The organism is Mediterraneibacter sp. NSJ-151 (assembly GCF_022487435.1).
Lineage (GTDB): Bacteria > Bacillota > Clostridia > Lachnospirales > Lachnospiraceae > Schaedlerella > Schaedlerella hominis.
In genome coordinates, this window is record NZ_JAKVPP010000016.1 from 1 (window position 1) to 22,983 (window position 22,983).

Sequence of the window (22,983 nt, forward strand, 5' to 3'; positions counted from 1 at the left end):
CATGTGTTAAGCACGCCGCCAGCGTTCATCCTGAGCCAGGATCAAACTCTCGTTAAAAGTGTTTGTTCTAGTCAAGATTAACTCTAGCTAATCTATCCTTTTACTGTTGTTTTGGTTTGTTATAAACCGTTCTTAAAAAATTTTCTCTTAAAGAAATTTTCAAGGATCTGTTGTCTATTGTTTAGTTATCAATGTTCTTTATTTTGTTGTCGTCTCAAGCGACAGCTTTAATAGATTATCACATCTTTTGTCGTTTGTCAACAACTTTTTTATTTTTTCTGTTTCGCTTTTGTAATTTTATCAATCACTTTCAAGCGACAGCTTTTTTACTCTATCACATCCGACAACCTTTTGTCAAGAACTTTTTTCAAGTTTTTTCTTTGCATTTTTCATCTTACACTTTCCATATCCCGCCAGGGCTGTCCAGTGTTTTCTATTTTGCATCGGTTGTCTTAGCGACGAAGATTATCTTATCACCTCGCTTTCAAATTGTCAACGTTTTTCTTGTTTTTTATTTAATTCGCACAATTCAGACAATTCCACTGTTATTTTCCTTCTGTATACATAATAATTTTATACGTTCTTTCTATGATAATTCTATTGAAATTTGCTTTTCACATTTCCTTTAGATACTTTCCATAATTTATTAAAAAGTTTATCACAAAATCATCACATTTTTCTTCTATAGTTATATACATCAAAAGCAAATAACCTTTTGATATATATTTTCTTTTTCATAAACTTTTTCCTTTTTGGCTGGACTCGCAATCCAGCCTATTTTTTATTTCTTATAAACAGCCCAGTATCTCTCGTCCTCTTCTTCAACCTCTACATTATGAAGACTCTGTACATATTGCTTAAACTGAGAGTAGCCATAATCACGAACCTTAAAATCTTTGAATTTATTATGGATTCTATTACCTAGCGTCCCTAACAGAATCCCTTGTGCACCGGAATCTTTTATTTGCTGTACAATAAATTCTTCCAACATTTCCTTCTTACTCTTATCTTCATATAACATAACGGTAACCTGCGTACCATCTTGTTTTAATTTCAGCTTTGGAAATGTCTCTAAAAATTTAGACAACAAACTGTACCCATAGCGTCTTACATCAAAGTCAGGATACAATTTTACAAGACGGCTTCCCACTTCACCTAGTCCGGTCTCTTTATCATTATTTTGATTTTCTGTAATAATCTTAATAACCGACTCTTCAATCTGTCCTTTTGTCACTTCATTTTTCTTGCCATCTTTGATATCATCCAATAGCAGCTCTAATTCTGTAAAAATGTCGCAAGCCTTACGAAATGGTGTTGGTGTTTTGCTTTCTCCCATTCCTATTACCGTTCTTCCACTTTCACGCAATCTACTCGCTAATTTGGTAAAATCACTGTCGCTTGACACAAGACAAAATCCTTCCAGATCATTTGTATACAGCATATCCATTGCATCTATGATCATGGCTGAATCTGTAGCATTCTTTCCATATGTATAACTGAACTGCTGAATTGGCGTAATACTATTTTGAAGCAAGACTTCTTTCCAGCTCGCACTCTGCGATTTTGTCCAGTCTCCGTAAATACGTTTATATGTCACATTTCCATATTTCGACAGTTCATCTAATATCGGTTTAATATATTTTGCAGAAACATTTTCCGCGTCAATTAACAATGCGTATCTCTCTTCCATGTATGGTATACCTTTCCTTCCATATTTTTCCATTCAAATACGCCATTTTCTACAATCATATAACTGTGCTGCGATTTTTCTTTTGGTATAGAAACCGAGCCTGGATTCATATATGTGCATTTTGCTCCGCTTTCAGTTGTAAACCTTTTACATGCAGGAATATGGGTATGTCCATTCAACAAAATATCTCCGTCTTTTAACATTGGCGGGTTCTGTGGATTGTACACATGCCCATGTGTTGCAAAAATAGTCTGTCCATCCAAATCTAAAAAACAATAATCTGCCAATATTGGAAAATCCAACACCATCTGATCTACTTCTGTATCACAATTTCCACGTACACATAACAAATTTTCTTTCAGTGGGTTTAACATAGAGATGACCTTTTTCGGAGCATACTCTGCCGGCAGATCATTTCTCGGACCATGATATAAAATATCTCCTAAAATCAACATCCGATCCGCTGCTTCTCGTTTCCAGGCTTCCATTAATTCTCTACAATATAATGCAGAACCGTGTATATCTGATGCAATCATTAATTTCATAATAAATATCTCCCTTACTATAATTGGTTACAAGTCACATAATACTGTAACCTGCAACTACAATTTCACTCCACACTTCGGACAGAAATTCTGTCCGTATTCGATTGAGTTGCCACATTCGTGACAGGTTCTCTTCGATGCAGTTTCTGAGTCATTCGACTCTTCATCTTTTGTAAATTGTGATTCTTCAATTTTTTTGTTATCTGCAACTGCTTTTTCCGAAATTTCTTTACTCTGCTCATTTTGAGAGTCATCTGTTACATTGACTTGCTTTGGTTGCTGCTTTTGTGTTTCTTCGGTTTTTATTTCAGTAACTTCTATTGCTTTATTTTCTGTTGCAGATTCTTCTGGCACCTCAGCTACCTCGTCTATCTTAATTTCTACATCCGCAACAACTTCCTTGTCAACATCTTCAAACTCTTTTTCTTCTTCCTGTCGCTCTAATTCTGCTTTTTCCTTATGCTCTGCCACTTTCGTTTTCACAAAATCCTTCAAACTCTTCTTCTCCGGAATTCTTCCTCCGCAATTTGCACAGAAAACATCTCCATCTGCAATCACAGCGCCACATCCGGGACATATTTTTGCTGAAAATGGTGCGGTTTCTTTTGTTTGTATCTCTGGAGTTGTAATTATTCTTGCCCCGCAATGATTACAGTATTTTGAATGCATCGGCACTTCCTGACTGCAATTCGGACAATAAGCAACCCCTTTCACCAGCCTTTTTTGGCTCTGGTACTGAATCACCATCATCTTATTATTCCAGATTGCATCACACCAGATTTTCATCTGCCCATCTGCATCCTTGCCATACATCTGATAATAATATTCCCCAATCTGGCGAAATAAATCATCCTGTTTTCGTTCTTCTTCCCGTATCACATGGGATAATCTTGCAGATTTATAGCTTCCTTTTGTCTGTCGCACAATCCAGCGCCCGAATCTTGTAAGCATATTACCTAAACTATCGTAAACAGCCATCATCAGCCCTTCTTTCTCTTTTGCAGATTTTCGATTATCGGGTACAATATATTGTAAGCGACAACCAATTTACGCTTGTTCCCTTATTATAACATGCCCTTGTAAAAAATGCAGTATAAAGGATATTTCCTTTATACTCTTCTGACAGCTTCACCAAAACCATCAATTTGATTGTTTTTAGCTCAAATAAACCATTAAAATAATGGTTTTTATTTACAAATACAAATTTATATGATTTAATAAACAAAAAGTGGATATTCCTAAAAACAGAAGGTGAATCTATGAAAGAAAAATTATTTATAATCCCCGAATATACAACCGCAACGGAAATCAAACAAATTCGTAAGGAACTACATTTGACACAGAAGGAGTTTGCAGAATTTATCAATTGTTCAAAGCCAACTGTAGAGCGCTGGGAGCGAAGTAAGGAAGCTATTCACGGACCAATTGTTCCATTTCTTAAAATGCTACAAAGATATCCTGAATATGAACAGGAAGTCCGAGTTCCCGAAAAAATATGGCCGCTCAGACTTTGGTATATGTATGGTTCGAATGTATGTACTTTAATTGATGTAAATGAACAGGAACAAAAAGTAAAAATAAAAAATTATACCGATAAGATTATGTTCCGTGCTTTCGGTGTTGTAGAAACTCCAAATTATGATCAATATCAAGAATTTCTGGAGTCAAGATGCTTCCCCAAAAGCAGAGATAAGATGAAGTTGATACTCAAAGATTTAGGATTGCCATTTTACGATCCGATTATGATTATAGAAAAAACCGAAGGTAGAATGGCGGAAGATGATTTTTGGATTCGTATAGAGAGGTAGCTGGAATGATAGAATTATTTGAGCAGAATATCCGTACAAATGATCGTCAGTCATCGAAAGGGAACCAACTAAAATGGGAGAATAAAGGAATATGGTACAAAGCTGATTACACAGGATATGAAGGCTTAGTTGAATACATGATATCGCATCTTCTAAAAAAATCAACATTGACCGAAAATGAATTTGTATGTTACGACCTTGAAAAAATAAAATACAGTTCTGTGATTTATAATGGGGTAAAAAGTAAAAATTTCCTGAATGAAGACTGGCAGATTATCACTTTGGAACGGCTATTCAAAAATTTTTTTGGAGAAAGCCTATATAAAACCTTGTATAGAATACCAGAACATAAGGAGCGCTTGCATTTCTTAGTACAACAGGTGGAACGCATAACTGGACTTCAGAATTTTGGTATTTATATGAATAAACTTCTGACAATTGACGCATTTTTCCTAAACGAAGACCGGCACACGCATAATATAGCGGTTCTGATGAATGGGAACGGAGATTATATGTACTGTCCAATTTTTGATAATGGAGCGGGACTTCTGTCAGATACAACAATGGATTATCCTCTATCTGGAGATACTTACTCACTAATTGATAATGTTCAATCCAAAACAATATGCAGTGAATTTGACGAACAATTGGATATTTCCGAATCTTTATATAACATGAATCTAAAGTTTCACTTTACTAAAAAAGATGTAAACGAATTACTCGTAAATGCAGGAGCATATCCAGAAGAGATACGCAACCGGGTGGAGACCGTTATATTTGCACAGATGCGAAAATATACTTATTTGTTTTCGTAGCCCTTATAATGGATTAAGAAAATCTATCTCCGCTTTCACACGGAGATAGATTCTATCTTACGCCTCTTCCGTCAACTGTCCAAACTCCGTCTTCTCAAACTCCTGAATGGAAATATGTTTCTTATTCGGATTGGCATATACAAAAGTCTTGTCTACATTTTCCAAATAATTCTGAATCTTATCGTTTGTTGCACTGATAATTGCCTGGAATCCAAGTCCTCTGATCAAAGAAATACAACTTGCCACTTTTTCCGCATCCATTTTAGAAAATGCCTCATCCAATACGACAAGACGCAATGTTGGATTACGACGCAATTTAGGCGACAGATTCACTCGATACACCTGCGCAAAACTTGCCAAAAGTGCCACATACAACGGATTCTGTCCTTCTCCTCCGGAATTTTTCTTAATCATCTTACTCAGCCCGATCTTCATATCTTTTTCACCATGAACAATCTGCTGCATATCGAAAGAAAGATACGTTCTGTAATCCGCATATTTTTCCATATTCTTTCTCGCTTCATCCTGCTCTTCTTTCGTTGCATTCTCCGGTGGTATAAAGATATGGATCAACTCATTCATCATTTCCCCATATTCTTCTTCATGTTCCATCGTAAACATGTTCATCTGATTGTCCATTGAACCGCTTAACTGATGCGGGTCAATCTGGAGAGCATCATCCATGAACATCTTATAGTATTTGCCATCCGCACCTTTGTTTTTTGTGATTACAAACTGGTATTTATCCTTACCAAAGTCCAGACGGCTGATGATACGATTGAGCTCATCTCTTCGCTGATAAGCCTCGCGGATAGCGCTTCGGATTTTGAAAATGAAATCATCTTTGAAATGTTCTACCGCTGATTTTGCCTGTTCCTGTGCAGATGCCCGATATCGCTCCAAGTCCTCACAAGTAAGACTATCCAACAGTTTATCGTACATCTTATTATCCTTCACACTCGTTGAAAATGAGCGATTTGGATATTGCTGGTTATACACACTTCGAACATCAACCAGCTTCTGATAAAAACGATCCATCTGATCTTTCAGCGGGTTTTGTTCCATCTGTTTTTGTCGTTTCATATAATCATAATTAAGCGATTTTGTTTTCTCAAGATATTGTTGAAATTGACTTTCCAGCATCTGTGTTCGTTCTTCTGAACGCCGTTTGTTCTCTTCTGCCAACATTTTTTCTCGTTCCATCCATTCAGTTTCTGTTGTAATAATCATATTATTAAACTTTTCTATATCCTGCTCATTCTGCCAGATTGCTTTTTTCACCGAATCTATGGACTCCTTCTTTTCTTCCTGCCGGCGCACAATATCTAACTTCTGTTTCTCCAACATATCTACAGACTCTTCGCGCAGCTTTTTCATCTGCTCAATGACATGTGCTTTTCGTTTCTCTTTTTCTGAAATCTGACCAGCTTCATTCTGCCACTGCATATAATCCGCCGTAGGCTGCAACAACATTTCAAATTCTAAAATGCGCTTGATTTCTTCCAGCATCTCTTGTAACGGAAGGCGTTCGTTCTGCAGCTCACCCTGTTTTCTTTCCAGCTGCAGAATACGTTTACGCATACTTGTCTCACCGATATAAGCTCGTCTTGTATAGTTATCCGGGTTGATATGCTGCATACGGAAGCCTTTATAAAGCACGCAATCCGATGTAATACCGATTTTACAGTCACGTAATTCTTCAATCGATTCGCATTTCTTAACATTTCCCAACACAAATCGGATATAAGCCTGCACATAACTTTCTTTTGCCTGCACTTCCTCCGCCAAAGCTCCTTTTTGCACTGTAAATTCTTCTTCATTGACACGCTCTGTGTCCAGCACTGCTGCTCTAAAGAATTTTCTCTTATCCATCTCCCGATAAATTTCCATCGCATCTTTTGCATACTTCGGTTCCACGATCAATAAAAGCTTATTATTTCCAAGATATCCTTCCACCGCATTGTGCCAACGCTCATCCTTCACATCCAGAAGGTCTGCAAGAATCTGTACATTTACCAGTTTTCCAACACGCTCATGCAGACGTTTGCGCAATTCAAAACGTGCTTCTTCCAGCTCGCGTGGATATGCTTTCTTGCCCTGCTTTAATTCTCTTAATTCTTCTTTTATCTCTTTTTCTTCTTTTTTAATACGATTTAATGTTGTCACCGTATCGGTGCGCTCTGTTTCCAGACTGTCCCGGATTTCCAAAAGGCTTTTTTGCAGACGTTCCAGTTCCCCCTCTGTAATTGTTCCTTTTTCAAACTTCTCAATATCCCAGATTGTCTGATTTGGAGTAACCTCTTTATCTTTCCACAAATTCAATTTCTTAGACAACTTTTGTATTCTTGCCTTACTGTTTTCCAGCCGTTCCAATACTTCATTTAAATTGCCAAGCTCCATCTGCAACGAATCGTATCCGCTTTTTGCAATATGATATAGAATATCCTCATAATCCTTTTGAAGTTCTTTCAGCTCCTTATTCAATTTTTCCTGTTGTGTCTGTTGCTGTTTGATTCCCTCTGTCCGATCTATAATCCGTTCCCGCAACTCTTTACTTTTCCGTTGCAGTTGTAGCAATTCCAAACGTTCAATCTGATAATCACAACTCTCGGCCGCCTGCTGTTTTTCTTCATAAGACTGATACGCTTCCCGAATGTCCGTCAGATAACGGATTTCTTTCATTGTCTCCGCAATCTTGCTTTGCATACGTCCATATTGCATAACGCTTTCCTGAAGATCTTCAATATGAATATCCTGCTCCATACAAATGTATTCTTTCACAAAATCTTCTAATTTGATATTCATTTTAAATGGAATTGCACGTTTAAACAGTCGAGGAAATTTTTCAATATCCAACCCTCCAAGATATACATCATACAGCTGTCGACGGAATCGTTCATTACTTGAGCCGCAATAATACTGCTCTTTTGTAAATGTTCTGCTCAAATATTCTTTAATCTCTATCGTTGTAAGACACCGTTTTTCCGCGCGATATTGATTTTCCAGAAGTCCGCCCGCATGCCAAAAGAACTGACGGCTAATTTCATTTGTTGCTGTCTCTACGTCAAATACAACACCGACACATTGTTTGTCTTTTGTATCTGTACGCTCAAACTCCAAAACAATTGTACTGGAAAAATTTTTATTTCTTAAATACTGTGATTCATTATTCTCACTGATATTGACCATTCCACGAAGATATTCGATGAGTGAGCGGTCAGAATCATCCGCCGCTGCTTTATTGAAAAATCGACGACCATCCGTATCTGCATAAAGCACTATCTGCATCGCATCCAACACCGTTGATTTTCCACTTCCGGAATGTCCTGTAAAAAAATTGATTCCCTCACTAAGTGTCAATATTTTTCTATCTATATAATGCCAGTTATTCAGGCATATTTTTGAAAGGGCCTCAAATGGCTGTTGTTTCTCCACGATGTTCCTCCTCACTCTCTACCTCTTTATGAAAAACGCTTTGCTGAGATTTCAGTTCCTTTGCTTCCTCAAATGTTGTCAGCAGTTCCCGGATATCATCCCCGAGCAATACCGCATGAATGCTTGGATAAATTACCACCCTGGTAGCTTCGTTTAATTCTTCCAATGAATCCAATGGTTCAACAATCTGATATTTTTTCAGCATTGCTATTGTACGTTTCATCTCCGTTGGAGATGGCAGTCCTTTCAAAACCCGAAACTCTCCCGCTTTTCCATTAATTGCCCCAAGTGTCGTAACAATATGGCTGCTTGATGAAACCGTTGCCATTTGCTCATCATAGATTAATTTCAATAATAATAAATAAATTGTTGCCAGCTTCGGTAATTTCTCTCCCCACAGCGTTTCGCCTTGGATATAAATAATTCCCATGTGCACATTCTCACATAACTGAATTCCTGATATCGCAAAGTATGCTTTTAGAAATTCGAAATGTCGCGTACATACGCGATAATCTTTTTCATACTGCAGTCGACCTGCCCGGCGGTCAAATTTTTGTTCTAATATAAATGTCTGACGAAAAAGCGTCTGGATTATTTCGGTAATCGCTTCCTGCTCTTCCTGCAGCAATTGTTCGTAGTATTCTATCATTTGTTTTTCCTCTTATATTCCTCTTCGCACAAATTTTAAAGCCGGATACTTATAACATCCATTTTCAATCTGTGGCGTATCCTCTTCAAGCACAATATATTTGCTGTTTCTTCTTGTGCTATAGTCATATGCCAATATCAGTTTCTCGAAGGACTCTTCATCTGCTATTTTCAATTTCTCTACATCCATAACATCATCCTTCATATGTTCCTCAATAAAAGCTTCGATTTCCTGCTTGCTGTATCTTTGCAAAATTCTGTTCAGTTTTAATACATCTTCTCTGTTCAAGTCCTCTATCGTCTCATCCTCTGCCATCTGACTAATGAAATCTTCCCTTGGCCTTCTCCGTTTATACAAAGATTTCTCCGACAACATTTCCAATAGAGACATATTCATCCGCTCTCCGGTAAGCTGCAGCATTTCCTCATAAGAATAACTATTTCCACGATTTTCCACCTGTGTATTCTGTTCTTCTGTCACAGCTGCCGACATCTGATTAAGCAATTGAACAACCAAACCTTTCGTATCTGTTTCTCCGCTGAGCAGATAATTCAATCTTGTAACCGTCGCTCTTACATATTTGGTATGTTCCTTATCCATGTTTGAAATCCGATGTTCAATATCATCAAATCCTCTCTCAATCATATCCAACAAGTCTACCACGTCATCCTTCGTATCCCCCATTGCCTTAGAACGCTCTCTGACCAGCCCTATCCACTCTTCATTTTCTCTCATGTCACGCAGACATTTCTTAATATCCGTCTTGTAAATATAAAAGTTATCAGATGTCTTCAATATATGATATTTTTTACGCACGATTTCTTCTACATAACCTTCCAAATGTTCTTTTAACAGATCATGGTAAGATTGCTGATCCAATAATCGTCCAAAAAATTTATCCATATTATGAAGCATATCCTGCAGTACTTTATTCAATCTTCTTGTATTAACCAATGCAGTCCGCAGCATACTTAAGTTTACTCTGGAATCATTTTTGAAAGAAAATAGTGTCGCATATACATTCTGAATATAAATCTCAGTCTCTTCCATATCTTCTGAGCCCAAACGTTCAAATGCATCAATAAAAATCGCCGCATAATCCGGAATTACAATATTGGTTGCAAGCGTATTATAGTCTTCTAGTTTTTTAAGCCATCCTGTCCGAAGCAGCCATTTCAATGTTCTGCTCGCCGGTGTCTCCAATAAATCGAACTCTGTTTCATCCTCTTCCTGTTTTAACTGAAAATGTTTCTTTATATACATATCACTTAACACTTGAATACAAACTTCCCGTGTTAAGAAATAATTACTGTATTGATATTCTTCATTGATATTCAATAACGCCTCCATATAAGCCTCCCGGTTGACCGACCGGAACAGCCCCCAGAATTTATCTGGAATTTCAAAACGTAACTGCATAGAATCTCCTTATCTGTTCGTGCTTATCTGGATGATTGTCCAAAGAATCTTATATACTCTATATTTCTTCTATTTTCTCTCAATCATCACTTTGCCCTTTATTATAACACGAGAGCTTACAAAAATGCAGTATAAAGCAGACGGCAGATTTTCTACACAGATTTTTTTCATCTTTTCATTTTATAAAAATTTCATGTTTTCCTTAGTTTTTTCAGACTTTTTCGCTTGAATTCCTTAACATTTCGTACTACACTATCTTTTACTAAAGACGAAAGGATTGAAAACATATTATGCAAGAAGTAAAATCACCAAAACGACCTATGATTTTTTATTATATTATTGTACTTGTCGCCATTCTTTGTATAAACTTTCTTCTCCTTCCTGCGCTGGAACAACGTCAGGTCAAAGAAGTAGATTACGGCACATTTATGACAATGATTGATGAAAAACAAATCGATTCTGTAAACATCGAATCAAATCAAATCATATTTACAGATAAATCAGGAGATACAGTATATAAAACCGGAATTATTGAAGATCCAGATCTCGTAACCCGGCTTCACGAATCTGGTGCTAAATTTTCATCCGAAATCATTGAGCCGACATCTCCAATTATTAGTTTTTTAATGGCCTGCTTTCTTCCAATGTTGATCATGATTGCACTTGGCCAATGGCTGTCCAAAAAAATGCTGTCTAAGATGGGTGGCGGAATGAATTCCATGCAATTTGGTATGGGCGGAAAGAGTAATGCAAAAGTATATGTCAAATCTTCCAGTGGTATTAAATTTTCTGATGTTGCCGGTGAAGACGAAGCAAAAGAGCTTTTATCTGAATTAGTAGATTATTTACACACCCCGGAAAAATATCGTGAGATTGGTGCCTCTATGCCAAAAGGTGCGCTGTTAGTAGGCCCTCCTGGAACGGGTAAAACATTACTTGCCAAAGCAGTTGCCGGTGAAGCCAATGTTCCGTTCTTCTCTATTTCAGGTTCTGAATTTGTTGAGATGTTCGTCGGTATGGGAGCTGCCAAGGTGCGTGACCTGTTCAAACAGGCAAATGAGAAAGCTCCTTGTATTGTATTTATCGATGAGATTGATGCGATTGGAAAGAAACGTAACGGACAAATGTCTGGAAACGATGAACGTGAGCAGACTTTAAATCAGTTGCTTACTGAGATGGATGGATTCGACGGCTCTAAGGGAGTTGTTATTCTTGCCGCAACAAACCAACCAGATTCTCTCGATCCTGCACTCCTCCGTCCAGGACGTTTTGACCGTCGTATTCCGGTCGAACTCCCAGATCTGCAAGGACGTATTGATATTTTAAAAGTACATGCCAAGAAAATTCGTGTTGGAGATAACGTCGATTATGCTGCTGTTGCCAAAGCTGCTGCCGGCGCCTCCGGTGCTGAACTTGCTAATATTGTAAATGAAGCTGCCCTTCGTGCTGTCCGTGACAATCGTAAGTTCGTCACACAGGCAGATATGGAAGAAAGTGTAGAAGTTGTTATTGCCGGATATCAAAAGAAAAACCGAGTTCTCTCCAATAAAGAAAAACTCGTTGTATCTTATCATGAGGTCGGTCACGCACTTGTCGCCGCGAAACAGACAGAATCTGCTCCGGTACACAAAATCACCATTATTCCAAGAACTTCCGGTGCCCTTGGATATACGATGCAGGTTGAAGACGGAGAGCATTTCCTCATGACAAAGGAAGAGCTGGAAAATAAAATTGCAACATTTACCGGTGGACGAGCTGCCGAAGAACTGATCTTCCATCAGATTACAACCGGTGCTTCCAACGATATTGAACAGGCCACAAAACTTGCTAAAGCAATGATTACCCGTTATGGTATGAATGAAGAATTCGATATGGTTGCAATGGAAACTATGACCAACCAATATCTCGGTGGTGACAGTTCTATGACTTGTTCACTCGAAACTCAAACCGAAATTGACAAAAAAGTCCGCGATCTTGTAAAATTGCAACATTCAAAAGCTTATAAAATACTTGAAGATAATGTTGGTAAATTACATGAACTGGCTCAGTATCTGTATGAGCATGAGACGATTACAGGTGAAGAGTTCATGGAGATTTTGAATAAACCGGTTGAGATTCCGGCGAAAGAGACTGACGAAGCATAGCATTTTTTATTAGGCTTCCTTCATATGGCTTAAACCAGTGGGGACGGAGTTTTCGGCTCATTATGTGTTCCCACTGGTTTCTTTTTATAGCTCTGTTGATAACTATAATGTTAACAACTTTTGATCCAGTTCTTCCAGCTTCTCCTGTGACAAAGATTTTTGATTTTTATTCAATATTCTCGGCGTAATCCAATCCTTTATAAACACCGGAAGTTCTTCACTTAGCATCGGCAAATATGTTAAAACCAGTTCTTTTGCTTCCGGACTTTCTAACAATTCACATACTCTTGTATCTATACTGTACTTGCCGATTCGTCCATCATTCACCCCATATACCGTAAACTCACCCAACATTTCCTTCAGCCATCTCACACTCAGTTGAAACCATTGCGCCACATCCGGATTTACCCTGTTTTTATCTCCCACGCTGGTTAATGGCTTTGCAAGTGAAAATCCATGTTCACCTTTTCTGAAAATATGAACTTCAAATTCCACATTTTTCTGTTCCAAACATTGCGCAAACACCAGAATGTGTTTCGGCGGTGTCACCTTATCATCTCTTGTTCCAAACAGAAATGTCGGCGGCGTTTTCTCATCTATACATTCTATAATATCCGGACACTCCAGTGCACGTAACTCACTGTGAAGAATTCCCGGATATCCCAGTAACAGCACATCCGGTCGCTGTGGTCCATGTGTTGCTGTAGCTGCCGCAAGATGTGCTCCTCCGGAAAATCCTAATAGTGCTAGTTGTTCTTTTCCTATACAGTATTCCTCTCTGCAATCCCGAATCCATTCTAATGCTTTTTGTGCATCCGTCATGGGATCTTCTATTGTAGCATTTTCCTTATCTGTCACTGTTGTATATTTTAATGTAAATGCCTGATATCCTTCTGCCAGATAGGCTAACGCAATCGGTTCAGACTCCAGAAAACTACAAGTTCTAAAACCTCCACCTGGAAATATCAAAATTGCCGGATACTCCTTAATATTGTCCGTCTCATCATTCAGTTCGTGAAGATACCCCGTCAGTTCCGCATATTCACCTATTTTTTTCTTTATAATTCGCATGCTGATTTATCCCCGCTTTCCAAATATTCAACTTGATACCGAACCGCCTGTCTCGGAACAAATATCGAGCAGATTGAAACGATTTCTTTTACTCGCTTTTCTGCTCCACCGCCTCCTGCCGGCCCATTCGTATAAAGCGCTTCCACTTCATTTGCAAGCAATTCTGCCTGTAATCGTTCTGTCGTTCTTCCGCTCACATGAAGTCTTACTTCTGTTGGAGTTCCAGCATTCATCTTGGATGTGAGCAAATCACCATACAAAGAATTATATCCTATAAAATCTGCACGATATTCATCCAACTGAATTCCTGTTAAGTTGATTCTTTTCTCTATAATATCAGCAGCCATACGTGCCCTCTCCAATGCAGTCTCACCTCCATAAGAAATCTCACCTTCTCCGATAAAGCAATCCTTATATCCAACACTTACTTTCAAAGTTTCCGGACGACCATGCGTTGTCGCATTATGTGCCAGTACTCTGTTTTCTCCTACTTGTGTAAATACTACATTTGAAAAGTCTGCTGTTGCATCCGGTGTCAGATAAGCTTTTGGATTATGAATCTCATATATTGTCTGCTCTTTGCAGATATCTACGCTTACCAGACCTCCGGAGCCTTCTACTTTTGTTACGACAAAGCTGCCGTCTTCATGAACTTCTATCAAAGGGAATCCTAATTTATATAAATCCGGCACATCTTTGATTCCCGTATCTGCATAGTATCCGCCAGTCACCTGTCCTGCGCATTCAAGCAAATGTCCAACCAGCACAGCTTGTCCCATTTGATCCGGATTGTTTTCTAAATCCCATCCAAATTCATGCACCAGTGGTCCAATGGAGAGTGCCGGATCTGACACACGCCCTGTTATTACAATGTCTGCCTGTTCATTTAACGCTTCCTGAATTCCTTCCGAACCCATATATACATTTGCAGAAATTAAAAAATCTTTTAATTCTTCCAATGGCTTCCCGTTTTCCAGAACTATATGATCCTTATATTTATCCAATTCATCTGTTATATCATCCCCTGTTACGCAGGCAATCTTCAATCCTGAAACGCCTATCTCTTCCGCAATTTTTTTCGTCTGTTTTGCCGCAGCCTTCGGATTTGCTGCACCCATATTTGTAATCATCTTTACATGATTTTTTGCTAACAAAGGCAATATCTTTTTCATACGATATTCCAGTAATTGATTGTATCCCTTTTCTGGGTCTTTCTCCTTATCCTGCTGTCCGATTGCAACCGTTCTTTCTGCCAGACATTCAAATATAATATAGTCCAGCTTTCCTTTCTCAATCAATTCCATCGCCGGTTCAATTCGATCTCCCGCATAACCGGCTCCACTTCCGATTCGAATCGTCTTCATTATCGCTCTACCTCCATTTCCAATAATGCCATGCCTAATGTTTTACCATGTCGGTCTATCGCCAGAGAACGTGTTACCCCACCGCCCAGTGTATGGTCCAGAACAAAATTCAAAGCATGCAATCCATCCAGTTCATATCGAACAACTTCTCCTTTGCATATCTCCTGAAAATATTCTTTTACCACTTCTTCTGTTAATACTTCTTTTAAAAATTCGTAATCTGCCTCATTATAGGGAATTACAGAAATATTGGAAATATCCCCTTTATCTCCGGTTCTTGAGTGTGCAATTTCTCTCAATTTCATCTCATTGCCTCCTTCTTTTTATACTCAAATCTTACCATTTCGCATTCTTTCCACAATAAAACGAGTGATAATTTCTAAAATTTTAGAAATTATCACTCGTCCCTAATCTTCCTTTATAAATTGCTTCTATCCACTATATACTCAATCGTTTCTGGAACCTTCACATCCAATTCAACTTCTTTTCCACTTCTTCTTGCCGATACCTTAATCTCACCCTGCGGTGTATTGAAAGTACATATAAAATAGTTCACCGTATTTGGCATATAAGGTTTTATTGTAACCTTCGAAAATCCAGGTTCCTCTGGAATAATTCCTGCGATACCATTATAATACCATTCAATAATATGTCCCATCATATCGTGACAATGACTTCTTGGATTATTTTCCCAATATTCACCCAAAGTTGTCTCTCCATCTAAAATAAATGCATAATAACTTGGGTGTTCTTCTCTTAATATAAATTGCGCAATCAAATCATTCATTCCATTTTCACGCGCTGTCTGAATTACATATGGAAGGCCTACTTCTCCGGCAATAAAAGCCTGCTCATTCACAAGTGTCTGACGGAAAGCCTTTACTATATCGTCTTTCTTATTTTCTGGAACAAGCCCCCAGTATAATGGAAGTGCCTGACTTGCCTGTGTCATAACTAATTTATCCGGATGATCCCAGTTTTTATAACACCAGTATCCTTCCTCATTCTGTACAAGTAGTTTCTCATTATAGTTACTCTTAATTTCATCTGCATATGTTTCTAATGTTCCTTTATCTTCATCTTTTCCAAGCATCTCTGCAAATCTTGCCAACACTTTTGCGTCTGCATAGAAAAAGGCAGTCTCAATATTTTCTCTTGCAAGTTCATTTCTTGGATTTCCCCAATCTCCTAATCCATGATTGATAAACCCATCTTCCGTCACTTTCGTTTGAAGATATTTGAAATATTTCATTCCCGCATCATAATTATCTTCAATAATTTTCTGATCCCCATAGAAAATGTAATGCCAATACGTTCCTATAATACAAGTACTTCCCCATGGAATAATATCATAAAAGCTTCCCATCCCCGGAACCGGAAGTACATTTGGAATATAACATGGCGCCTGTCCCGGCATGAGTCCATCTCCTGGATAAAATTTATTTCCTTCATAATCATAGAAATAATCATCCGCTGTATGCTGTTGCACTCTCATGTCTAATAAAAATTTTTCCCAAAGTTTTTTTCCGTTTTTCATATACATGATTGCCGGTGCCATTAAATGATTTGGCTCCTGCCATGCAAAACGTTCAATCGTTGGACAGTCCGTATGCACACTCATCATATTCGCTTCAACTGCTTTTTCCACCATATCATAGATTTGATTATATCTCTCATCATCACATTCAAATGTTCCGCTTTCCTCATAAGCACTTGTAATTGCATGCCCTTTCATTTCACCAATTTCAACAGCATCTGATTTTGCTTCAACACCCATGAATCTCCCTGCAAAATACGTAAAAACTAATTTACACGTTTCCCATTCATCATCTTTTCCAACAATGTAAGTAATACAATTATCTATCATCATCCAGTTCTTTGCCATCTGATCTACATCACCTTCTGGTGAAAGTTTCTCTGCTGCAAGAAAATGAATTTCATCTCCTGCTTTTCCTTTGACCTTTACTTCTAACATACCGGACATATTCTGCGAAAAATCATAGATTTTACGAATTTCCCCTGACTCTTTATCCGCGTAATCGTGAAGATATTTTCCTTCATAAGTATGAATTACTTTAATTGGTGGCTGAGTTTGATTTTGTAGCTCTCCTTTCGGCTCATCCTCCTCTGCTACTATCTTCGCTTTTTCCCACTTAGAATCATCAAATGCTATCGTATTCCATCCAATCTGTGCTTTTCGCCCATCAATATATTCTGACCCATATACATTCGAAACAGTCACCATATGTTCTGCCACTTTAAATGTATCATCTGCTGTCATCACATCCTTGGTTCCATCTTTGTATTCAACCTCTAGGCACATAGCAAATACAAGACTTTTGCCATATGCGTGATATGGATTTGGACTCGGCGGCATAAACGCTGGAAATGCGAACGTATAATGATCGTTATTCATAATAAACCATCCATTTCCAATCTCTGCACCGATTGTATTTACACCTTCTTTTAAATACTTTGTTACATCAAATGTAACATACTGGATCAGTTTGTCATAGTTTGTCCATCCCGGATCCAAGACATGGTCCGAAACCTTCGCTCCGTTAATGTAAAAGTTGAACTGTCCCAATCCACATACATATGCAACTGCATTTGTAATCTCTTTTGTAATCTCTATATTCTTTCTTGTATAAAATGGACGTTCACTGCCATTTGTAATCCATTTTCCTAAGCTGTTCATTTTTATCCTCCTAAATAAGCTGTAAAAAGAACAACTTATCTTGCAGTTCTTCTTACAGCCTATTTATAAATTCTTATCGTTTATTATTTAACTTGTTCTTTTCTTCTTTCTAATTCTACCAATACTTTATCTGCCTCTTGATCATAATGATAGAATACTTTTAACAGAATAATGATGATGATTTCCAAAACTGCCGGTATAATAGCAAACAGTGAAATAATACCTATGTTTGTTGCCTGATTCTGTACTCCGTTTGCCACATATCCAGTTAAAGCAAGCACCCATCCAACCATTGCTGCTGCGAGTCCTGAACTAAGTTTCTGCGAAAAACTTGTAATCGCAGATCCGACACCTTCAATTCGTTTATTGAAAAGGAATTCACCATAATCAATACCATCGGAAGCCAATGTTGCTACAGGTACTGATAATGGTCCCGTTGCTAATCCTCCGATCACTGTTCCAACGATCAAAACCGGTACGTTTAAGCTCAGCGCTGCAAGTGCTTTAATAATACTTCCTATCATCTGTCCCGCTGCGCCTATATACATTGATTTTTTCTTTCCAAATTTCATCAGGCATGGACCTGTAAGAACTGCAATACTAATAAGTGTTGGAACAACACCAACCAGACTCAATGAAGTCATAAGCATTGGATCGCCCATTGAATAAGTATAAAAATAAGTCTGTGAACATGTTCCAAGCTGTACCATAAGATTTACTACAACTGTCATCACAAGAGCAAGTACCAGATATTTGTTCTTCACAAACATCTTTGTCCCCTCTAAGAAACTCACTGCTTCTGCTTTTTCGTTTGTTACACTTTCAACCGATTGTACATATTCTTTTGTAAAGAAGAAACCGATCAAAAGACCAATTGTTACTAATGCTCCGTAAATCATAAACAATGTTCGCCATGCTTTTATATCTCCTCCAAGAGAAAAGATAAGTGGAAATGTAAATGAGCATCCTAAAATTGTTCCACCTAATCCAACAAACATTGCGAATGTTGATAAAATTCCACGTTCTTGCATATTCTGTGTCATAAGAGGCATCAAAGCATTTTTAGCGATTCCTGTCATTGTATACATAATCGTTGTATATAAATTATATGTAACAAATGCATAAATCAATTGCATTGTACTTGATCCATTTTGAGGAATAAAGAAAATCAGTGCCAGTGATAAGCCCGTTGGAACTGAAAGCCATAAAAGCCATGGTCTGGCTTTTCCCCATTTTGTTCTCGTATGGTCTACAATCGTTCCTGCAACTAAATCACTGATTCCATCAAATAACTTAGATATGAAGAACATCGTACCAACCATTCCTGCTGCCAATCCGATATTATCTGTATAGAACATTGTTAAGAATGCCGCGATAATTGAATTTGCAACCTCTGGAAGTCCGCCAATTGCATATGCCAGACGTTCCGATAATTTTAGTTTCCCATTTTCTTTCGTATTCATCTTTACACCCTTCCTTTCAAATTTATATGTATTATAAAAAAATGTAGGTGAGTAGAATAGTCAGAAAAGTGACATAGTGAAAACAATAAATGACACTGTATTATTTTTCATGACATTTTGTGTTATACTGTTTACAAGCAATAAAAAGAGAAAGGGACGCTATTCATGAAATTATTTTCACCTGCCATCTACAATAAAAGCACGACATCTTCCTGTTCAGGCGAGACGATGTTGAAAATAGAAGACTTTCTAAAAGAATGCTTTCTGCAGTATGATACTGAAAACGCTCACCTGTACAACGTTTCCGCACTCGAAGAAATACGTAGCTTTTTACACAAAGAAATCTTGAATCAATTTCATGTTGACATTTTCTTGGAGGAAACTCTTTCTGAAGATTTTTTTAAGAACTTTGATCATGATGTCTTCCTTGTACGGCACCCCAGATTTCTTCCCGCTTTCCCTCACTCTCATGATTTTTTTGAAATCATGTGTGTGTTAAATGGCAGCTGTTCAAACTCCATTGGTGGACAAACATATATGCTTCAAGCCGGGGATATTCTAATCATTGCTCCAGGAACCATGCACACAATTTCGGACACAAATGAAGATAGTCTTATTATAAATCTTTTGATTCGCTCCAATACTTTTGATTCAAACTTTTTTTATATTTTGAAAGATCAGACAATTCTAAGCGAATTTTTCAAAAACACATTATATCATAATGAAAAATTCTCTTACCTTCTCTTTCATGCGTCTGTTGATTCTGAGGTATTTACGATTCTTACCGCCTTATATCAAGAGGAATGTGATAATAAGAGATACAAAAATGCAGTTAAAAATCAACTTGTAGAATTATTTTTCTCCCTGCTCCTTCGAAATCATGAAAAAGACTTATGTCTTCCAAATCCAAATGGATCAGATGAAGAAAACAACTTTATTTTTATACTCAAATATATGGAACAGCGATATCAAAATGTCACACTCCAAGAACTGGCACATTTCTTTCATTACAGTGAAAGACATATGATCCGCCTGCTAAAGGAATATACAGGGCAAAGTTTTTCCCAAAATATTCAAAAGATAAAATTAAAACATGCCGCTGAATTATTAATAACAACGGATCTTTCACAAAAACAGATTGCCTCTCGAGTCGGATATTCTAATCCGAATCACCTGAAAAAGCTCTTTATCCAACAATACCAAATGACACCAGCGGAATATCGAGCTCTAAATAAGGAAATTTAAAAGGAGCTAGCGCACCAGATATTATCTGCGCGGAGCTCCTTTCAGTCTACTATTCAAATTCTTCTATTTTCCATTCATCCATCCATTCGATTCGAACATTATCACCATCAAAGCGAAGTGGAAGCCAAACATAATCTGCAATTGATGCATTTATAAACAAATTCTTTGATGCATTTTCATCAAATATAAATTCCGCCTCTGGGTCAAAAATTGTCCGAAACATTTGCGCTGTTTCTTCGTATCCTTCACCTGTTATAAATTTCTCACCCTCTAGTTCTGGAATCTCAGGTCGCCAGCGATCTCCAATAGCAATATAAAGATCTTTCTTCATCGGATGCTTAAATACAGATGAAATTTGACAGTTGAACGATGTTTTTGATGTATCCCCCACATGCGGATTCCCAAGAATCTCATATGGTCCATGCCATAATTTTGACACTGCTATTTCTGATGGATTCGGATGATATCCTGTCGTTCCTGATGTAATCAAATAATGCATTCCTTTTCTCACAAAATGTGCTGGTGCCTCCCGAGTTTCCGGCGGTGCCGTGTGTGGAAAATGTTCTGAGTAATTCCCTGTCACATCAGTATACTCATCATTTAGATCCGCAACATATAACGTAATGTGTGGACGTTCACTGATTAAGTAAGCTTTATTGTCAACCGGCTCTACTGCAATATCAAAATCACCAACAGCCATTCCACACGGATTCACTCGTGCATTCTTCAATTTATATGGTCCCAAAATGTGGTCTGCCGTCAAAACTGTAAAACATGGGGGCTCATTCATAATCTTAAGCCATGCCACATATTTTTGTGTCATTTTATTGTATACAATGTGAGGGCGGTCCATCATCGATGTAGGATGTAATGGTGATGCCTCATCTTCCAGATTTGGTGGAATGATAATTCCTTCGTCTTTCCAGTTGTATAAATCTTTTGATGAATAACATCTTACTCCCCAATGCCATGTCTTATCCTGTCCAGTAGTATTTTCTTTGTTTTCTCCATACCAATAAAATGTATCTTCCACACAGATTACACTTCCACCATGTGCCTGAATTCGTTTTCCCTCTGTATCAAGCCATACCTGACCTGGTTTAATTGAATTGTTCATTCTGCATTCTCCTTATTTTTTTATCATTGTAGCAAGATTCAAATACAGCCCAAAGTATTTCAACTGACATATCAAAGGTTCATTTATGACATTTTTCCATCTTTGTTACGTGTTATATTATAGCTATACCCCAGATAAAACGAGCGATAATTTCTAAAATTTTAGAAATTACCGCTCGTCCCTAATCTTCTTTTATTTTATTGTACAATGTCGCCAACGATATGCCTAGTCGGGCTGCCGCTCTTTTCTTCCCTTCTACGCCACCTCCGCAATATGCAACTTCTGCCAGAATTTCTTCACGTTCAAATTTTCGTACCCTCTCTGCAAGCGTCTCTGTTTTTTGTTTTACTTTTAACTGGTGCTGTGCAAGAGTTGTTACAATTGAGATCGTTCCATTAGGAATATCCCCCTCCATGATTGGATAGACACTTGCAAAATACTCTTGATTTCCTTCCGTACGTACAATTCCTTCTATTGGTATCTGCGACTGAATCACCTGTGGAACCATTGCATGCTTTCGATACTTTGTTATCTCCTCTCCTTGAACTTCTTCAAGGCGCTTCCCAATGAACTCCCCATAAGCATCATTAAAATATATGATTCTTGCATTTCTGTTACAAATCAGAATGCCTTGTTGTAATGACTGTAAAATTGTTCTCGCGTGCATGGTTTTCAGGTCCTCCTTACACTCACTATCCCATATATACCAATCGTCCCTCAGGCTGTGGAATTTCTCTCCCCAAAATTCTTGCTGTCTCAATCCACTCCGAAATAACCTGCTCTGCATTTTTCAGTGCTTCCGTTTCCGTTGTTCCATCTGCCATACATCCCGGTAATTCCGGAACTTCTACAATAAATCTATTATCTTCCTCTGACCAATAAATAATTTGTTTATATTTATTCAATTTCAGACCTCCATTTTATATTTTAATATAATGTACCTTACTTGCTTAACTTGATATGCCTTCGCTTTATTTCCTTCCGGTTGAATATTAATAATTTCACTAACTCCCTCTTTATAATATATAAAATGATCCCCTTTTATTCTACATCGAAATCCTAAAACATCCAATAGTTTTCGAAGATCCAAAAATAAAATATTTTTATCTCTTGTTCCACACATTACCGCAGTCAATATTTTATCTACTGATGACAATTTATCCTCTCCTTTATTAAATTGTTCTTATTTGGAAATTTAGATTTGCTACTGAACTTAAATTCTTTGAAAAACTCATTTTATATCCTGATATGAATATAGATAAATGTACGGAATAAGAATTCAAAAGATTTAAATTCTCATTCCGTACTTCCGACTTTCACACGGCTTAACTAATCGATTAATTTTTAGAAATGAGTATAGATATAGCTTAAGCTAGCATCTGTACATTCGCAATGCGTTTCTTGTCGATAACTCTTCTTTTTTGTTGGCAATTCTGTGGAAAGATTTTTCGCAAATATATCAGTGTTTCTTCTTATCCACAGGAGACATTTATTAAGCCAAAAACTCCGTCCCCACTGGT

At 37.6% G+C, this 22,983-nt stretch carries 19 protein-coding genes; 4 read left to right on the top strand and 15 right to left on the bottom strand.

Annotated elements, in window-relative coordinates; all coding sequences use genetic code 11:
• Positions 1-781: 781 nt before the first annotated feature.
• From LQE94_RS13905 to LQE94_RS13915, 3 genes are read right to left on the bottom strand one after another with little or no spacing between them, the layout of a single operon-like run.
• Positions 782-1,690: an NYN domain-containing protein gene (locus tag LQE94_RS13905; protein WP_117991430.1), complete on the bottom strand. Its 909-nt coding sequence runs from the start codon at positions 1,688-1,690 to the stop codon at positions 782-784.
• Positions 1,666-2,235 (bottom strand): phosphodiesterase, encoded by a 570-nt coding sequence (gene yfcE / locus LQE94_RS13910; protein WP_022075624.1) that lies wholly within the window; start codon positions 2,233-2,235, stop codon positions 1,666-1,668. The genes LQE94_RS13905 and yfcE overlap by 25 nt, the downstream gene beginning before the upstream one ends.
• 57 nt (positions 2,236-2,292) lie before the next feature.
• On the bottom strand, positions 2,293-3,213 hold the full coding sequence (locus LQE94_RS13915) for a zinc-ribbon domain-containing protein (protein ID WP_240577960.1): 921 nt from the start codon (positions 3,211-3,213) through the stop codon (positions 2,293-2,295).
• A gap of 281 nt (positions 3,214-3,494) precedes the next feature.
• Here LQE94_RS13915 and LQE94_RS13920 point away from each other — a divergent pair, with 281 nt between their 5' ends.
• Together LQE94_RS13920 and LQE94_RS13925 are read left to right on the top strand one after the other, a co-directional pair.
• Positions 3,495-4,043, top strand: coding sequence for a helix-turn-helix domain-containing protein (locus LQE94_RS13920; protein ID WP_118724122.1), 549 nt, complete (start codon positions 3,495-3,497; stop codon positions 4,041-4,043).
• 5 nt (positions 4,044-4,048) lie between these two features.
• Positions 4,049-4,858 (top strand): hypothetical protein, encoded by an 810-nt coding sequence (locus LQE94_RS13925; protein ID WP_240577961.1) that lies wholly within the window; start codon positions 4,049-4,051, stop codon positions 4,856-4,858.
• 57 nt (positions 4,859-4,915) lie between these two features.
• Here LQE94_RS13925 and LQE94_RS13930 read toward each other — a convergent pair whose 3' ends face one another.
• From LQE94_RS13930 to LQE94_RS13940, 3 genes are read right to left on the bottom strand one after another with little or no spacing between them, the layout of a single operon-like run.
• A complete protein-coding gene (locus LQE94_RS13930; protein ID WP_240577962.1) occupies positions 4,916-8,293 on the bottom strand; it encodes an ATP-binding protein in 3,378 nt (1,125 codons plus the stop codon).
• On the bottom strand, positions 8,271-8,942 hold the full coding sequence (locus LQE94_RS13935; RefSeq protein ID WP_118724125.1) for a DUF4194 domain-containing protein: 672 nt from the start codon (positions 8,940-8,942) through the stop codon (positions 8,271-8,273). The genes LQE94_RS13930 and LQE94_RS13935 overlap by 23 nt, the downstream gene beginning before the upstream one ends.
• A gap of 12 nt (positions 8,943-8,954) precedes the next feature.
• Positions 8,955-10,361 (bottom strand): Wadjet anti-phage system protein JetA family protein, encoded by a 1,407-nt coding sequence (locus tag LQE94_RS13940; RefSeq protein WP_240577963.1) that lies wholly within the window; start codon positions 10,359-10,361, stop codon positions 8,955-8,957.
• A gap of 290 nt (positions 10,362-10,651) precedes the next feature.
• Between LQE94_RS13940 and ftsH the strand changes: the two genes are divergently transcribed.
• Positions 10,652-12,505, top strand: coding sequence for an ATP-dependent zinc metalloprotease FtsH (ftsH, locus tag LQE94_RS13945; protein WP_186864298.1), 1,854 nt, complete (start codon positions 10,652-10,654; stop codon positions 12,503-12,505).
• Positions 12,506-12,607: 102 nt separating this feature from the next.
• Here the strand turns inward: ftsH and LQE94_RS13950 are convergent, their stop codons facing one another.
• From LQE94_RS13950 to LQE94_RS13970, 5 genes are all read right to left on the bottom strand, one after another.
• Complete coding sequence (locus tag LQE94_RS13950; protein WP_118738277.1) at positions 12,608-13,576, bottom strand: alpha/beta hydrolase; 969 nt, start codon at positions 13,574-13,576, stop codon at positions 12,608-12,610.
• Positions 13,564-14,940, bottom strand: a complete 1,377-nt coding sequence (locus LQE94_RS13955; protein WP_117991405.1) for an acyclic terpene utilization AtuA family protein — start codon at positions 14,938-14,940, stop codon at positions 13,564-13,566. Before LQE94_RS13955 ends, LQE94_RS13950 begins: the two co-directional genes overlap by 13 nt.
• Positions 14,940-15,245: an AtuA-related protein gene (locus LQE94_RS13960; RefSeq protein WP_117991403.1), complete on the bottom strand. Its 306-nt coding sequence runs from the start codon at positions 15,243-15,245 to the stop codon at positions 14,940-14,942. The genes LQE94_RS13955 and LQE94_RS13960 overlap by 1 nt, the downstream gene beginning before the upstream one ends.
• Positions 15,246-15,358: 113 nt before the next feature.
• Positions 15,359-17,638: a family 78 glycoside hydrolase catalytic domain gene (locus LQE94_RS13965; protein WP_240577964.1), complete on the bottom strand. Its 2,280-nt coding sequence runs from the start codon at positions 17,636-17,638 to the stop codon at positions 15,359-15,361.
• Positions 17,639-17,721: 83 nt separating this feature from the next.
• Positions 17,722-19,101, bottom strand: coding sequence for an MFS transporter (locus LQE94_RS13970; protein ID WP_117991397.1), 1,380 nt, complete (start codon positions 19,099-19,101; stop codon positions 17,722-17,724).
• A 165-nt stretch (positions 19,102-19,266) separates the two neighbouring features.
• Between LQE94_RS13970 and LQE94_RS13975 the strand changes: the two genes are divergently transcribed.
• Entirely contained in the window at positions 19,267-20,346 is a 1,080-nt protein-coding gene (locus LQE94_RS13975; RefSeq protein WP_240577965.1) for a helix-turn-helix domain-containing protein, read from the top strand.
• A gap of 49 nt (positions 20,347-20,395) precedes the next feature.
• Here LQE94_RS13975 and LQE94_RS13980 read toward each other — a convergent pair whose 3' ends face one another.
• The 4 genes from LQE94_RS13980 to LQE94_RS13995 form a co-directional block, all read right to left on the bottom strand.
• The gene (locus LQE94_RS13980; protein WP_240577966.1) at positions 20,396-21,463 is read right to left on the bottom strand and encodes a family 43 glycosylhydrolase; all 1,068 of its coding nucleotides are present in this window, start codon (positions 21,461-21,463) and stop codon (positions 20,396-20,398) included.
• A gap of 181 nt (positions 21,464-21,644) precedes the next feature.
• Positions 21,645-22,130 (bottom strand): PAS domain-containing protein, encoded by a 486-nt coding sequence (locus LQE94_RS13985; protein ID WP_117991390.1) that lies wholly within the window; start codon positions 22,128-22,130, stop codon positions 21,645-21,647.
• A 25-nt stretch (positions 22,131-22,155) separates the two neighbouring features.
• Positions 22,156-22,368: a type II toxin-antitoxin system HicB family antitoxin gene (locus LQE94_RS13990; RefSeq protein ID WP_117991387.1), complete on the bottom strand. Its 213-nt coding sequence runs from the start codon at positions 22,366-22,368 to the stop codon at positions 22,156-22,158.
• Positions 22,369-22,370: 2 nt separating this feature from the next.
• Positions 22,371-22,619 (bottom strand): type II toxin-antitoxin system HicA family toxin, encoded by a 249-nt coding sequence (locus LQE94_RS13995; protein WP_118688460.1) that lies wholly within the window; start codon positions 22,617-22,619, stop codon positions 22,371-22,373.
• Positions 22,620-22,983 lie beyond the last annotated feature (364 nt).